General features: G+C 58.3%; 10 protein-coding genes and 1 riboswitch. Of the genes, 9 read left to right on the top strand and 1 reads right to left on the bottom strand.

What is annotated here, in order from left to right:
- The first annotated feature begins 179 nt into the window (after window positions 1-179).
- The 4 genes from HY17_RS20760 (at window position 180) to moaA (ending at window position 5,116) form a co-directional block, all read left to right on the top strand.
- A complete protein-coding gene (locus HY17_RS20760) occupies window positions 180-365 on the top strand; it encodes a limonene-1,2-epoxide hydrolase family protein (protein ID WP_081813159.1) in 186 nt (61 codons plus the stop codon).
- 139 nt (window positions 366-504) lie between these two features.
- Window positions 505-2,700, top strand: coding sequence for an adenosylcobalamin-dependent ribonucleoside-diphosphate reductase (locus tag HY17_RS13760; protein ID WP_034767627.1), 2,196 nt, complete (start codon window positions 505-507; stop codon window positions 2,698-2,700).
- 21 nt (window positions 2,701-2,721) lie between these two features.
- Complete coding sequence (locus HY17_RS13755; RefSeq protein WP_034767442.1) at window positions 2,722-3,918, top strand: NnrS family protein; 1,197 nt, start codon at window positions 2,722-2,724, stop codon at window positions 3,916-3,918.
- Between the two features lie 82 nt (window positions 3,919-4,000).
- Window positions 4,001-4,132: riboswitch (molybdenum cofactor riboswitch) on the top strand.
- Window positions 4,124-5,116 carry a GTP 3',8-cyclase MoaA gene (moaA, locus tag HY17_RS13750; protein ID WP_034767440.1) on the top strand — a complete coding sequence of 331 codons (993 nt, stop codon included), beginning with the start codon at window positions 4,124-4,126 and terminating at the stop codon, window positions 5,114-5,116. Its footprint overlaps the riboswitch before it by 9 nt.
- A 1-nt stretch (window position 5,117) precedes the next feature.
- Here the strand turns inward: moaA and HY17_RS13745 are convergent, their stop codons facing one another.
- Complete coding sequence (locus HY17_RS13745) at window positions 5,118-5,885, bottom strand: cyclic nucleotide-binding domain-containing protein (protein WP_034767438.1); 768 nt, start codon at window positions 5,883-5,885, stop codon at window positions 5,118-5,120.
- Window positions 5,886-6,192: 307 nt separating this feature from the next.
- Here HY17_RS13745 and HY17_RS13740 point away from each other — a divergent pair, with 307 nt between their 5' ends.
- Genes HY17_RS13740 through HY17_RS13720 form a run of 5 tightly spaced genes read left to right on the top strand, consistent with a single transcriptional unit; the run spans window position 6,193 to window position 16,084 of the window.
- Window positions 6,193-8,928: an MFS transporter gene (locus HY17_RS13740; protein ID WP_081813158.1), complete on the top strand. Its 2,736-nt coding sequence runs from the start codon at window positions 6,193-6,195 to the stop codon at window positions 8,926-8,928.
- Between the two features lie 12 nt (window positions 8,929-8,940).
- Entirely contained in the window at window positions 8,941-12,675 is a 3,735-nt protein-coding gene (locus tag HY17_RS13735) for a nitrate reductase subunit alpha (protein ID WP_034767436.1), read from the top strand.
- On the top strand, window positions 12,672-14,201 hold the full coding sequence (narH, locus tag HY17_RS13730) for a nitrate reductase subunit beta (protein ID WP_034767434.1): 1,530 nt from the start codon (window positions 12,672-12,674) through the stop codon (window positions 14,199-14,201). Before HY17_RS13735 ends, narH begins: the two co-directional genes overlap by 4 nt.
- 3 nt (window positions 14,202-14,204) lie before the next feature.
- Entirely contained in the window at window positions 14,205-14,888 is a 684-nt protein-coding gene (narJ, locus tag HY17_RS13725) for a nitrate reductase molybdenum cofactor assembly chaperone (RefSeq protein WP_034767432.1), read from the top strand.
- Window positions 14,885-16,084 (top strand): hypothetical protein, encoded by a 1,200-nt coding sequence (locus HY17_RS13720; protein WP_034767428.1) that lies wholly within the window; start codon window positions 14,885-14,887, stop codon window positions 16,082-16,084. Before narJ ends, HY17_RS13720 begins: the two co-directional genes overlap by 4 nt.
- Window positions 16,085-16,107 lie beyond the last annotated feature (23 nt).

The raw sequence follows: 16,107 nt of genomic DNA, 5'->3' as shown, positions 1-16,107 counted from the left end.
GGACGCTACGGAACTTCATCGCCGCCTGATCGCGGCTCGATGTGGGTGAATGCGTCAGCTACTTTCCGGAAGATGGCGTCTACCACAATATGCCGTTATAGCCGGTCAGGGGACATACGGCCCCGAAAGACTTCATCTCGAATTTCATCAGTGTCTGGACAGGAACCGAGTGAAGCGTCCTGGCCCTGGTCAGCGCTGGAGATGTCGTGGTGGTCGACCGGCTGGACCGTACGAATCCTGGTGATCGTGCCATAGTCCTGCCCTGTTGCGGTATCTTCAAAATGCGTGATGGCAAGATTAGTGTCTGTCGGGATTATTTCGGTTTGGCGACTGATACCCGCGCTGCATCTGGGGGGGCTTCGTGAAGTGCCGCCAATTGATCCTTGTCAAACCCGGATGCGGCAGATGTTGGAACACCCTGGAGCGCTGCGCAGCCTGCGCCATGCCGCACCGAATCACAGAACCTGACCGTCCTTCCGAACACAAACGACAAGGATGATTGCCATGCCCTTCGACACGCCGCTCGCTGAAGAAATCTGGGACAAGAAGTATCGCTTCCGCTCAGAGGCCAGCGAAGACGCCGACCTTGCCGCCACGCTCGACCGTGTTGCAGACGCTGTGGCCAAGGCTGAAAAGCCAAAGAACCGCAAGGTCTGGCGCGCCCGGTTCCGCGAAGCGCTGACCGACTTCCGTTTCATTCCGGCCGGGCGGATCCTTGCCGGAGCTGGTACGGCACGAAATGTGACCCTGTTCAATTGTTTCGTCATGGGGACGGTTCCCGACAGCTTGCCGGGCATTTTTGACCATCTCCGGGAAGCCGCAATAACCATGCAGCAGGGGGGCGGGGTCGGTATGGATTTTTCCACGATCCGTCCTTCAGGGGCTCCGGTCATGGGCGTAGGCGCACAGGCCTCCGGGCCACTCTCCTTCATGGACACCTGGGATGCGATGTGCCGGACCATCATGTCGGCCGGCCAACGGCGCGGGGCGATGATGGGCTGTCTTCGGATAGACCATCCCGACATCGAAGCCTTCATCGATGCCAAACGTGATGGGGCGCGGTTGCGCAACTTCAACCTTTCCGTGCTGGTGACGGACGCTTTCATGGACGCGCTGGAAGCCGGGAAGGACTGGGTGCTCACTTTTGACGGGCAGCCCTATCGCACTATTCCGGCGAGTGAGCTCTGGGACCGGCTGATGCAGGCAACATATGATGCCGCAGAACCCGGCGTAATCTTCATCGACCGCGTCAATGCGCTGAACAACCTGGCAGATATCGAAACAATTTCGGCGTCCAATCCCTGCGGCGAGCAGATGCTGCCGCCATATGGCGCTTGCCTCCTCGGCTCGATCAATCTGGCTCAATTGGTCAGGTTCCCCTTCGAAATGGAGGCGGGGATCGACGAGGCTGAACTTGAAACGCTGACCGAAACCGCAATTCGCTTTCTTGATAACGTCATCGACATTTCCCGCTTTCCGCTCGAGGCTCAGGCAGAAGAGGCCCGAGCCAAGCGCCGGATCGGTCTCGGGATCACGGGACTGGCAGATGCACTGATCTTCTGCGGTGCCGCATACGGATCCGACGCCGCAGTTTCATTGACTGAACGGTGGATGGCCACAATCAAGCGTGCGGCGTATCGGGCCTCGGCTGGCCTTTCGGCGGAGAAGGGGCCTTATCCCCTTTATGACAAGGCGATTCTGGAACGCCCCAATCTCAGGGAACTCGATGAAGATACGCGTACGCTGATCGCGACACATGGCTTGCGCAATGGCTGCCTGACTTCAATTGCCCCGACGGGTACGACGTCCTTGCTCGCCGACAATGTCTCTTCTGGTGTGGAGCCTGTCTTTGCATTCTCCTACTCCCGGAAAGTGCGTCAGGCGAATGGTTCCAGTCTCGAAGAGCCTGTTACAGACTATGCGCTTCGGGTCTGGCAGCGTCTTCACGGGGATGTCATGCCGCCAGAGGACCTATTTGTCAGTGCTCAGACCCTGACGCCACAGGACCATCTGCGGATGCAGGCATGCGCACAGCGTTTCATAGACAGCTCGATCTCGAAGACGGTGAATTGTCCGTCCGATATCGGTTTCGAGGAATTCAAGGGGGTTTACCGGGACGGCTACAAGCTTGGGTGCAAGGGACTGACAACCTACCGCCCGAACGCGATCACGGGTTCGATCCTTTCGGTCCCTGCTGCACCGGAAACAAGCGGACCGGACGAGGTACCGCTTGTTCCGCGCGCGCGCAGGCTTGAAGGAGCGACGTATAAACTGAAATGGCCGCCGAGCGCCCATGCTGTCTATGTCACGATCAATGATGCCGACGAGGGACAGGGGACGCACCCTTTCGAGATCTTCGTCAATTCAAAGAACATGGACCATTATGCCTGGACTTTGGCGCTGACACGGATGATCTCGGCTGTCTTCCGGCGCGGCGGCGACGTCAGTTTTGTTGCAGAAGAGCTCCAGGCGGTGTTTGACCCTCAGGGCGGTGCGTTCATGGACGGTCGATACGTTCCTTCATTGCCCGCTGCCATCGGGCGGATTGTGGCCGAACATCTCGGTGCTCCTGGAAACACCGACATCACATCGACCAGCCGTTCAGATGCGGCGTGTTGTCCGAAGTGCGGTCACAAGGCACTGATCCGCAAGGAAGGGTGTGATACCTGTCTTGATTGCGGTCATTCCAAGTGCGGTTAGGAAACAGGAAAGACGGGAGCCATGGTTTCGAGTGCTGAACGAATACGTGCCTACAGGGGACCAGCCCTGTTCAGTCTTGGCCTTCGGCCCTTCTTCCTGCTTGGGGCGATCTGGGCGGCAATTGCCGTGCCGCTCTGGATCGTCACTTATACGGTCGGACCCGGCGTGCTGCCTGTGGAGACGGGGCTCATCTTCCATATCCATGAGATGGTCTTCGGCTACGGTTCGGCCATCGTGGCGGGCTTCCTGCTCACTGCAGTCCCAAACTGGACGGGACGTCTGCCCGTTTGCGGCTCCCCCCTTATGGCCCTTGTGGCACTCTGGATCGCAGGGCGAGCGGCCATGTTGTTCCAGCCGGGCCCTGTCTGGCTGCCGGGTGCCATTGAAAGCGCGTTCCTGTTCGCCTTTGCATGCCTCGTCTGGCGGGAGGTCATCGCGGGCAAGAATACTCGTAATCTGAAGGTCGCAGGGGCGGTCAGTGTGCTGGCCATCGCCAACATTGTCTTTCACTGGATGATCGTCACAGTCGGCGTCCTGCCGCAAGTTGCAATTCGGACGGGGCTTGCGGCGCTGATATTCCTGATCCTGGTCATTGGCGGAAGAATTACGCCCAGTTTTACGCGCAACTGGCTTGGCAAGAGGGGCGGCGCGATGCCAGTGCCTTTCGGGCGATATGACGGGGCCACTCTGACCATGTCTCTTGCCGCACTGGTGGCGTGGGCGGTGTTTGCCGATTCCTCGGCCGCCTCCGGGCTGCTTGTTGGCGCGGGCCTTCTGAATTTGGTTCGTGTTGCGCGGTGGCAGGTGCTGCGCACGTTTTCTGAACCGCTCGTCACCATTTTGCATGTTGGCTACGTATGGGCGGCGCTGGCGCTTCTTCTGCTCGGTCTGAGCGGCCTGATTCCAGCCTTGATTCCGCGTGTTTCAGGTATTCACGCAGTTGGAGCAGGGGCAATCGGGGTGATGACCCTCGCCGTCATGACACGCGCAAGTCTTGGCCACACGGGGCACATGCTTAAAGCGGGATGGGGAACCGTGCTGATCTATATCCTCGTGAACTCGGGCGCATTCGCGCGTGTCGCAGCCCCATTTCTTGAGGCGCCGGGCCAGATGCACGTCAATCATGTGGCCAGCGCTCTCTGGTCGGGGGCCTTTGCGCTCTTTGCCATCATCTATGGCCCGAGATTGTTGGCGCCGAGGCCAGGACGCGGCTCTTGACCGGTTGATGCCAGGGACTTGACCCCAATCAATCGTCGGCGGCGCGCACATCAAAGACGGGCAGGCCCGTTGGGCATAAGCTGACACATATTCGCTCCGAGCCGTCTCGCCTAAAGCGCGCCTTTCCCCCAAGCGCCATGGCGGTCCGGCCGAAGGGTGACAGGGGAAACCCTGTCGCCTCCCGTGCTTGGAAAGGAGCCATGCGATGACTAATCACGGCGCTGCCGTGGCGGATACGTTTGGGCGCAGGTTCCGCTATTTGCGGCTATCGGTCACTGAAGTCTGCAATTTCCGCTGCACCTATTGCCTGCCCGATGGCTATCGCAAATCCGGACCAATGGATTTTCTGGCGCCTGAGGAAGTGGACCGGCTCGTGCGGGCGTTTGCGCAGCTGGGGATCCGCAAGGTGCGACTGACAGGCGGAGAGCCAACAGTCCGCAAGGACCTTGCCCGATTGATTGCATGTGTTTCAGCGCAGCCGGGAATCGACAAGGTCGCCCTGACAACGAATGGATGGAATTTGTCGCGTCATGTGGATGAGTGGGTCGATGCCGGATTGACCAATCTCAATGTCAGCATGGATGCCCTGGACCGGGAGGCTTTCCATCGTATCACCGGTCACGACCGCCTTCATGATGTCCTGGCCGGGCTGGAGCGGGCCCAGGCGCTTCCGCTCAATGCCGTGAAGGTAAACGCGGTCCTGCTGCGCGACGGGCTGGACGAAGATTTTTCGTCCTGGACTAATTTCGTCCGTGAGCGTGCGATTTCTGTGCGCTTTATCGAACTGATGCGGACTGGCGACAACAAAGCGTTCTTCGACGCTCAGCACGTCAGTGGGCAGGTGTTGCGGCAGTGGCTGGAGGCAAAAGGCTGGGTGCCGGCAGAGCGGGGTGCGGATGATGGCCCAGCGGTCGAGTTCAGGCATGCAGATTATGTTGGCCGTATCGGTCTTATCGCGCCTTATGCGCCGGGCTTTTGCGATGGTTGCAACCGCCTGCGTGTGACTGCGCGTGGGCAGTTAAGGCTTTGCCTGTTCGGGCAAGGCGGACGCCCATTGCGCGACCTGCTTTGTTCTGACGATCAGATCGGAATGCTCAAAGACCGCATCGTTGACGCCCTGGCTTTCAAACCCGCCGCGCATGGGTTGCACAATGCAGACCCTGGTGACATCAGAAATCTGGCCCAGATGGGTGGCTGATCTAGCTCTGGTCGAGCACACCTTGCTGGCGTTCGGTATATGCCTTGCCGAGTGTGTTGCGGTCCTGCGCATAGTGGTTGTCGATCAGGGGGCTTGGGCGTGCCAGACGTTCAAGAACGGTGACATTGCTGAATGCGACCCGGGCCCCGTCCACGCTGACCCCTTTATCGGACAGTTTCGAAAAGGCGCGGGACAGGTTTTCCGGTGTCATGCCGAGAAGGGCTGCGAGAACCCGTTTTTCATGCGGGAGCACAATTTCGTCCTGGCCACCCTGCCGAGCCCGTTGCGTGAGAAGGTAATTGGCAAGGCGCTCTGTGGAATCGCGCAGTTTGTGATTTTTGATCGACCGGACCAGTCCGCGGTAGCAACCTGCGAGTTCCTCAGAAACCGCGAATCCGAAAACCGCATTTTCTTTCATGCCGCGCCGAAGCGAATCGCCCGGCACCATAAGGATTTCCGAGCGCTCCAGTGTGACAGCGCTCATCAGAGCATCGGACTCGAGCACCACGGCCGCAAGAATGAACGTCGAGACCGGCCGGAGGATGGCGAGCGTTGTGTCCTTGGACTTCCAGCCGGCGCCCAGTTCAACGGAGCCTTCCAGCAGGATGTAGAGGAAATCGACTGAATCTCCTTCCATCAATAATGTTGTATTGGCCGGAAAACGCTGAAGGAATGCACCATTCATTGCCGTATCGAATGTCGCATCGTCCGCGTTCCGGAAAAACGAAACATTTCGGACACGTTCGGCGTCAGTATTCTTGATCGGCATTCGGCCTCCAGGGGCGCAGAGTCTTCAGTTACAATTCCAGCTTCATTCGCTGTTTTTGTTCCTCTGTCAGGACATAACGAAGGCTTGATAAATGTCAAGTCGCGGAGAGTTTATATCAGTTCCTGATTGTGCCTGTGTCATGCCGGGCCCTCAGTTTCGTCAATCGGTCGCAGATTGATTTCAAAGCGCGCGCACCAGCGAACATCCGGCAAGACATTGCTTTACAAATATCAAGGCGCGTCTGCCCCCCAAATGACAAGCGTGGGTCTCCTAGCAGAGAACTTACGCCCGAACGGGGGGCCATCCAATGCCACTTTCGATCTCAATGCCCGCAAAAGGCGCCAATCGTGCGTTGGGGCTAACCACTGTTGCCTTCACAGCATGTTTTGCCGTCTGGACCATATTTGCCATCCTCGGATTGCAGATTCAGAAGGAACTCGGGCTCTCCGAAACCCAGTTCGGACTGCTCGTCGGCACGCCGATCCTCACAGGATCCTTGTCGCGACTGTTTTTGGGTATCTGGGCCGACCAGTATGGGGGGCGTATCGTCAATCTTGCGGTCATGCTGCTGTCGGCATTGGCGACATGGCTTCTGACCTTTGCGACGACCTACCCGCAGTTCCTTGTTGCTGCGCTCGGCATCGGGATCGCGGGCGGGTCATTTTCGGTCTCGATCACCTATGTTTCGAAATTCTTCCCACCGGAGAAGCAGGGTTCGGCGCTTGGCATTGTCGGGGCAGGGAATGTCGGCGCGGCGGTGACAAAGTTTGCAGCCCCCATCGTCATGGCTTCCCTTGGGTGGCAAGGCGTCGCCAATGTCTGGGCAATCGCCTTGGTCGTTGTCGCGCTCGTTTTCTTCTTTCTGACATCGGACGATCCGGAACTCGCTGAACGCCGGCGCAGCGGCGTGAAGCCGCGCAGTTTTGCCTCTCAGTTCGAGCCCCTGCGCAATGTGCAGGTCTGGCGCTTTTCGCTCTATTATTTCTTCGTATTCGGCGCGTTTGTCGCTCTGGCACTCTGGCTGCCGCGCTACCTCATCGGTGTGTACGGTTTTGACATAAAGACCGCGGGCATGCTGGCCGCTGCCTATTCAATCCCGGCTTCGGTCTTCCGCATCTATGGAGGGCAACTGTCTGACCGGGTTGGCGCGCGCACTGTCATGTACTGGACATTTCTGGTCGCGGTCGCAGTCACCTTCTTCCTGGCCTATCCGCCAACCTCCTATGTCGTCGATGGTGTCAGGGGGCCGATCAGCTTCCGTCTCGCAACCGGACCGGTCACTTTCGTCATTGCGATTTTCGTTCTGGGCTTTTTCATGAGCCTTGGCAAAGCTGCCGTGTACAAACATATCCCTGTCTATTATCCAAAGGATGTGGGAGCGGTTGGTGGTCTTGTCGGCCTGATGGGCGGACTTGGCGGCTTCATTCTTCCCATAATGTTCGGATTGCTGAACGACCTGACGGGGATCTGGACTAGCTGCTTCATGCTTTTGTTCCTGATCGTCTCAGCCTCTCTGATCTGGATGCACCTCGCGATCCGTCATATGGAACGTGAAGCCGTTGGCGAGACACTCGACGCGCTGCCGCAACTGCCGGAGATGAGACCCATCCATGGCGAGCGGGAAGCGCGAGCACTTGCGCCGAAGCTGATCCAGGACTGGCGCCCGGAAGACCCGGAGTTCTGGGAGGCGACCGGCAAGAAGATCGCCAGCCGCAATCTCTGGCTCTCCATACCGGCGCTGCTTCTGTCTTTCGCCGTCTGGATGGTCTGGTCGGTGGTTGTCGCCAAGCTTCCGCAGATCGGGTTTGATTATTCAACTGACGAGCTCTTCTGGTTGGCGGCCCTGCCTGGTCTGTCGGGTGCAACGTTGCGCATATTCTACAGTTTCATGGTGCCGGTCTTCGGCGGGCGGCTGTGGACCACGCTGACCACCTGGTCGCTGTTGTTGCCTGCGCTCGGAATCGGCTTTGCGGTGCAGAACCCCGAAACGCCTTATTGGATCATGCTCGCCCTGGCATTGCTCTGCGGCTTTGGAGGCGGGAACTTCGCATCCTCCATGTCCAATATCGGGTTCTTCTATCCGAAACGTGAGAAGGGCAATGCGCTGGCCATGAATGCCGGGCTTGGAAACCTTGGTGTCAGTGCGATGCAGTTCATCGTGCCGCTGGTCATTACGTTCGGTGTGTTCGGCTTTCTGGGCGGCCAGCCTCAGCTGACCGGGCAGGGAGAGGAACTCTTCCTTCAGAATGCCGGCTTCATCTGGGTCCCATTCATCATTGCAAGTGCGTTTGCTGCATGGTTCGGCATGAATGATCTGTCGAGTGCAAAAGCATCCTTCTCCGATCAGGCGATCATCTTCAAACGCAAGCACAACTGGATCATGTGCTGGCTCTATACGGGGACATTCGGATCGTTCATCGGTTTCTCAGCGGCTTTCCCGCTGCTGACCAGGACACAGTTCCCGGATGTGAACGTCCTCCAGATTGCCTTCCTCGGGCCATTGGTCGGCGCACTGTCCCGGTCCTTCACCGGCTGGATCGCAGACCGGTTTGGCGGCGCCCGTGTGACGCTGGCAGTATTCCTCCTGATGATGATTGGCACTGGCGGGGTACTCTACTTCCTCGCAGCCAAGGAAGCACCGGGGGCGTTCGCTGGATTCTTCATCTCCTTCATCGTCCTGTTCTTCGCAACCGGCGTCGGCAATGCCTCCACCTTCCAGATGATCCCTGCCATCATGCGCAAGGAAATCGACCGGCTGGAACCGCAGATGAGCGCGCCTGACCGTCTGCGCCAGTCCGAAAAGGAGAGCGCGGCGATTACCGGATTTACAAGTGCGATCGCGGCCTACGGAGCGTTCTTCATTCCGAAGAGTTTTGGCATGTCGCTCGCGGCTTCGGGGAGTGCCGCTCCGGCTCTCTATGGTTTCCTTGCCTTCTATGTCTCCTGCCTCCTCATAACCTGGTTTGTCTATGCGCGGCCTGGCGGTCTTCTCTTTGATATCGAGAACCGCAAGCGAACCGACCCTGCGACTGCTGCAGCCTAAAAGGATTGTCCCATGAGCCATACACTCGACAGATTGACCTTCTTCCGGCGTCAAACAGAGACGTTCTCCGACAAGCATGGGGTGCTCAATGATGAGGACCGGACCTGGGAGGAGGCGTACAGGAACCGGTGGCGGCACGACAAGATCGTGCGCTCAACCCATGGTGTGAACTGCACAGGCTCGTGCTCCTGGAAAATCTACGTTAAAGGCGGGATTGTCACCTGGGAAACACAGCAGACAGACTATCCGAGAACCCGCGACGATCTTCCCAACCACGAACCGCGTGGATGCGCGCGGGGGGCGAGCTATAGCTGGTATCTCTATTCGGCCAACCGCGTGAAATATCCGTTGATCCGGGCGCGCCTGTTGAAAGCCTGGCGTAGGGCCCGCAAGACCCTGACGCCTGTCGCCGCGTGGAAATCCATTCAGGATGATCCCGTCAAACGGGATGATTATACATCCAAACGCGGCATGGGTGGCTTCGTCCGGGCGAAATGGGAAGAAGTCAATGAGATCATCGCTGCAGCCAACGCGCACACGGTCAAACAATGGGGGCCGGACCGCGTGTTCGGGTTCTCGCCGATCCCTGCCATGTCGATGGTGTCCTACGCCGCCGGTGCGCGTTACCTGCAGCTCATCGGTGGCGTGACGGGCTCTTTCTATGACTGGTATTGCGACCTGCCACCCGCCAGCCCGCAGACATGGGGAGAGCAAACTGACGTTGCAGAGAGTGCCGACTGGTACAATTCCAACTTCCTGATCCTCTGGGGGTCCAACGTTCCCCAGACTCGCACACCGGATGCACACTTCTATACCGAGGCGCGCTACAAGGGCGTCAAGTCTGTCGTGATCTGCCCGGATTATTCGGAAGCCTCGAAATTCTCCGACCTCTGGCTGGCCGCCAAGCAGGGCACCGACGCTGCCCTCGGCATGGCCTTTGGCCATGTCATTCTGACCGAGTATCACCGCGACAGGGAAGTGCCGTATTTCCGCGACTATGTGCGCCAGTACACAGATCTTCCACTGCTGGTCCGTTTGGTGCCGCAGGAAGACGGATACGTGCCGGAACGCCTGCTGCGTGCCTCCGACTTTGACAGATCCCTCGGCGAAGATGCCAATCCCGACTGGAAGACCGTCGGGATCGACGAGACGACCGGCAAGGTCGTGGTGCCGAATGGCTCCATTGGCTTCCGGTGGGGTGACAAGGGCAAGTGGAACCTGGAGGAGAAGGAGAGCGGCGGTGCCGACACGAAACTCCGTCTTGGCCTGAAAGGCGCCGAAGACGAGGTGGCAAGGGTCCGCTTCCCTTATTTTGCCAATACGGCCTCCAACGGATTTGCGTCCACCGATCATCCGGATGTGCTCATCCGGAATGTCCCGGTCAGGAAAATGAAACTGGCGGACGGGACTGAAACGCTGGTTGCCTGTGTCTATGACCTGCTCATGGCAAACTATGGCGTCGATCAGGGGTATGGCGGAGAACACCTTGCCGGTTCCTATGATGACATGACGCCGTACACGCCGGCCTGGGCGGAAGCCATCACCTCGGTTCCCCGTGACGATATCATCGCAACGGCACGGGGGTTTGCTACCAATGCCGAGAAGACGAATGGCAAGTCCATGGTGATCATCGGTGCCGGTATGAACCACTGGTATCATATGGACATGAACTACCGCGCCGTGATGAACATGCTCATCCTTTGCGGCTGTATCGGGCAATCCGGTGGCGGTTGGTCACATTATGTCGGGCAGGAAAAGCTTCGCCCCCAGACCGGATGGGCGCCTCTGGCATTTGCAACAGACTGGGTCCGGCCGCCGCGACAGCAGAATTCGACGTCGTTCTTCTATGCTCATACCGATCAGTGGCGTTACGAAACTGTCCCTGTCGGTGAAATTCTGTCGCCAACTGCCGAAGCAGGAGACTGGGCCGGAAGTTTCATCGACTATAACGCGAAGGCTGAGCGCATGGGGTGGCTTCCTTCGGCCCCTGCACTGAAGACAAATCCGCTAAACGTTGCGAAACAGGCTGATGCTGCAGGCCTGGACGCCAAGGATTATGTCGCTCAGGCGCTGAAATCGGGTGAGCTGGAAATGTCCTGCATGGACCCGGACGATCCCCACAACTGGCCTCGCAACATGTTTGTCTGGCGCTCCAACCTGCTCGGGTCTTCCGGCAAAGGGCACGAATACTTCCTGAAACACCTGTTGGGAACGGACCATGGCGTCCAAGGCAAGGACCTCGGTGAAATGGGCCAGGACAAGCCGCGGGATGTGACCTGGCGTGACGAAGCGCCAAGGGGAAAGCTTGACCTGCTCGTCTGCATTGATTTCCGCATGTCCACGACGGCTGTTTACTCCGATATCGTGTTGCCGACCGCGACCTGGTACGAGAAGAATGATCTCAACACGTCCGATATGCACCCCTTTATCCATCCATTGGGGGCTGCGGTGGATCCGGCCTGGGAGAGCCGCACGGATTGGGACATTTTCAAAGGCATTGCGAAAACATTCTCTGAAGTCGCCCCTGAAGTGCTGGGTGTGGAAACGGATGTCGTTCTCAGCCCCATCCAGCATGACAGCGCTGGAGAAATGGCACAGACGCATGGCGTGAAGGACTGGTACAAGGACGAGTGTGACCCGGTGCCCGGCAAGACCATGCCGACCGTTGTACCGGTCACGCGCGATTATTCCCAGGTTTATGCGAAATTCACCTCGCTCGGTCCGCTCATGGATACGCTCGGTAATGGCGGCAAAGGGCTGGGATGGAAGACCGGGCACGAGGTAGAGAAGCTCGCTTCGCTGAATGGGAAAGTGCTCGATGAGACAGCGGCGAAAGGCCGCCCGAAAATCGAAACCGATATAGATGCGTGTGAAACGATCCTCATGCTGGCGCCGGAGACCAATGGGGAGGTCGCCGTCAAGGCCTGGGAGGCGCTGGAACATCAAACCGGGCGTGAACACACCCATCTTGCCCGTCCAAAGGAAGACGAAAAAATCCGCTTCCGTGATATCGTCGCGCAACCGCGCAAGATCATCACTTCGCCGATCTGGTCCGGCATCGAGAGCGAGCATGTCAGCTATAATGCGGGATACACCAACGTCCACGAACTGATTCCGTGGCGTACGCTAACGGGCCGCCAGCAGCTGTATCAGGATCACGACTGGATGCGGGCGTTCGGCGAGTCATTGGTCGTGTACAAACCGCCGGTTGACCTGAAGACATTGCATGTCAAGGGAGCCAAGCCAAATGGCAATCCCGAAATCACGCTCAATTTCATTACTCCGCACCAGAAATGGGGCATTCATTCGACCTATACCGACAACCTCCTGATGCTGACGCTCAATCGCGGCGGTCCGGTCGTGTGGGTGTCGGAAGTAGATGCGCAGCGGGCGGGGATCGTCGACAATGACTGGGTCGAGGTCTTCAACGCCAACGGGGCATTGACGGCTCGGGCGGTCGTTTCCCAGCGGATCCGTGAAGGTACCATCTTCATGTATCACGCGCAGGAGAAAATCGTGAACACGCCGGGATCCGAAATCACTGGCAAGCGGGGTGGCATCCACAACTCCGTCACCCGCGCGATCCTCAAGCCCACACATATGATCGGCGGATATGCCCAGCTTTCGTACGGCTTCAATTATTATGGCACGGTCGGGTCCAATCGCGACGAATTCATCATTCTCCGGAAGATGAACAATGTCGATTGGCTGGATACTCCGGCTGCTCAACTGGAGGGCTCAAAATGAAAATCCGTGCACAGATAGGTATGGTCCTCAATCTGGACAAATGCATCGGGTGTCACACCTGCTCGGTGACCTGCAAGAATGTCTGGACCAGCCGGGAAGGCGTTGAATATGCCTGGTTCAACAATGTCGAGACCAAGCCCGGCATCGGCTTTCCCAAAGACTGGGAGAACCAGAAGCGGTGGAACGGGGGGTGGCGGCGCAAGAAGAATGGCCGGATCGAACCCAGGATGGGCGCAAAGTGGCGGATCCTTGCCAAGATCTTCGCCAATCCGGACCTGCCGGAGATTGACGATTATTACGAACCGTTCGACTTCGACTATGCCCATCTCCAGACCGCACCGGAAATGAAGGCCTTTCCAACCGCGCGGCCGCATTCGAAAATTTCCGGCGAACGCATGGAGAAGATCAAATGGGGACCGAACTGGGAGGAAATTCTTGGAGGCGAGTTCGAAAAGCGAAGCCAGGACTACAATTTCGAAGGGGTAGAAAAGGCGATCTACGGCGCTTTTGAAGAAACCTTCATGATGTACTTGCCACGCCTGTGCGAGCATTGCCTCAATCCGACCTGCGTGGCGGCTTGCCCTTCCGGAGCAATCTACAAGCGCGAGGAAGACGGCATCGTCCTCATCGACCAGGACAAGTGCCGCGGCTGGCGGATGTGTGTGTCGGCCTGTCCCTACAAAAAGGTCTATTACAATTGGGAGAGCGGAAAGTCGGAGAAATGCACATTCTGCTACCCGCGCATGGAAGTTGGCCAGCCAACCGTGTGTTCGGAAACGTGTGTCGGGCGCATCCGCTATCTGGGCGTGCTGCTCTATGATGCGGACAGGATCGAGGCGGCGGCCAGTACGCCGGATGAGCAGGACCTGTACCAGGCTCAACTCGATGTCTTCCTGGATCCCAATGATCCCGAAGTCATCGAGCAGGCCCGTGCTGACGGCGTCCCGGACGCCTGGCTCAGGGCAGCACAGCAAAGCCCGGTGTACAAGATGGCGATGGAGTGGAAGGTCGCCTTTCCACTCCATCCTGAATATCGGACATTGCCGATGGTCTGGTATGTCCCGCCACTGTCGCCGATTCAGTCGGCGCTTGCCGCCGGGGCGCTGGAAAGCGACGCGGACATGCCGGAGGTCTCATCGATGCGGATCCCGGTTCGCTACCTTGCGAACCTCCTGACGGCAGGCAAGGAAGAGCCCATCGTCGCTGCGCTCGAACGGATGATGGCGATGCGCAAATACATGCGCGCCAAGTCGGTCGAGGGCGTCATCGACCATCCGACGGCAGAGCGCGTCGGGCTGAGTGCCGCCCAGGTCGACGAAATGTACCGTTATATGGCGATCGCCAATTATGAGGACCGGTTCGTTATCCCGACCACCCACCGTGAAACCAGCGAGGACGCATACGGACTCCGGGGGGGATGCGGTTTCACCTTCGGGAATGATTGTTCAGGCGGGCGGACGGAACTGGGCTTGTTCGGCAAGGACAAGCGTCCGCGTGCAAAAACCAAGACACCCATGGAGATCTGACCAATGGCAAAGACTTACCGAGCGCTCTCCCGCCTCCTGTCATATCCCGAGGCACAGCTCCAGGCAGAATCAAGATTGTGCGTAGATGTGGTTCGGCAGGAAGGTCTCGTGCCGGAACGTATCGTAAATTCACTCGGCAAGCTGGCTGACCATATCGCTAGCCACGATCTGTATGCCGTCCAGGCAGCCTATGTGGATTTGTTCGACAGAACACGGAGCGTATCGCTACATCTGTATGAGCACGTTCACGGCGAAAGCCGGGAGCGCGGGCCTGCCATGGTCGGACTGGTCGAGCTGTACCGGACTCATGGCCTGGAAATGGAGGTCAGCGACCTGCCGGACTATCTTCCGGTGTTCCTCGAATTTCTCTCGATCCTGCCCGAACCAGATGCTGCCTCGCTTATCGGTGAAGCTGCACATGTTCTCGAAGCGATCGCCGAACGTCTCAAAAAGCGGCGCAGTCCCTACCGGGCCGTATTCGGGGCCTTGCTGGCAGTATCAGACCGCCCCGCTGATCAGGCTGCTGTGGAGAGCCTGCTTGCGATCAAGGACGATGACCCCAGTGATTTGGAGGCATTGGACAAGGCCTGGGAGGAGGAAGCTGTGACCTTCGGTCCCGGACCGGAAAAGGATGGCTGTCCAAAGGCGCAGGCCATGCTCAACACGATGCAGGGAACGAGGCAATGATACGCGGTCTTTCAGCCTGTCTCCCTGCGCTGGCTGTCATGGCGCTGGTTGCCCCGGCACAGGCGCAGGAGACCGGGCAAATTGTCAAACCGATTCTGGATCTCCGGCTTCGCGCGGAGCAGGTCGATCAGGACGGTCTCGACAGCACGCTGGCCCTGACTCTTGCGGGCCGGTTCGGGCTTGACGCGAATTTCGGCAACGGATGGAGCGCGCTGGTCGAAGGCGAAGCCGTCGGGCACATTACCAACGACTTTTCCGATACGGTGGATACAATACCTGGAAAGGCGGTGATCGCGGATCCTGAAGCATTCGAACTGAACCGCCTGCAGGTCAGCTGGAAAGGCGAAGCGGGGAACGCCACACTGGGCCGCCAGAGGATCATTTTCGATGATGCCCGTTTTGTCGGCAATGTGGGGTTCCGTCAGAATGAGCAGACTTTCGATGCTGTCCGGTTTGGCTTTGCAGGCTTCCAGAATGTCAGTCTGGACTATGTGTATATCGACAAGGTGCATCGCATTTTTGGCGACGAGAGTCCTGTCGGGGAGTTCGAAAGCGATTCCCATCTGGTACGTGCTGGCGTTACGACGGCGCTTGGCGACTTCGTGGCGACCGGATTGTTTCTCGATTTCGATGAATCGGCCGCTGCCTCCGGACAGACGCTGGTGCTTGGTTGGTCCGACTCCTGGAAACTGGAGGCAGGCAGGTTCGGTCTGAATGCCCGGTTTGGGCAGCAGAGCGAATATCACGGAAGAGGTCCAGCGCAAGACCTCGGCTATCAATCCTATGGCGCGAGTTTCGCAAGAAATGATCTCACACTCATTGGCGGTGTTGAAATCCTCGAAGGCGCCGGTGGACGTGGATTTGCAACCCCGCTGGCTACCTTGCATGCCTTTCAGGGGTGGGCGGATGTATTCCTCAACACGCCCGCCGCAGGCGTTCGCGATTCCAGCCTGGGACTGAAGGGCGCTGGGGTCGGATTGATCGATGGGGCCAAGCCAGCGAGCTGGGCGGTCTTTTACCATGATTTCGACAGCGACAATGGCGATCTGTCCTATGGATCAGAATTTGATGCGGTCTTTCGTGTGCCGATCAATGGCTGGCTCACTTTTGAAGCCAAAGGAGCTGTTTTCAGTGGCTCAGACAATGGGCCTGCGGACAGGACAAAATTCTGGGTGGCATTGGAAACGCGCTTCTAGCCACCCCTTGTAAAGGAGGCCAG

Origin of the sequence: Hyphomonas sp. CY54-11-8, from assembly GCF_000682735.1 — a bacterium.
Taxonomy (GTDB): Bacteria; Pseudomonadota; Alphaproteobacteria; order Caulobacterales; family Hyphomonadaceae; genus Hyphomonas.
The sequence above is the reverse complement of the archived record's forward strand: the minus strand, read 5'-3'. Positions and strand labels throughout refer to the sequence as shown.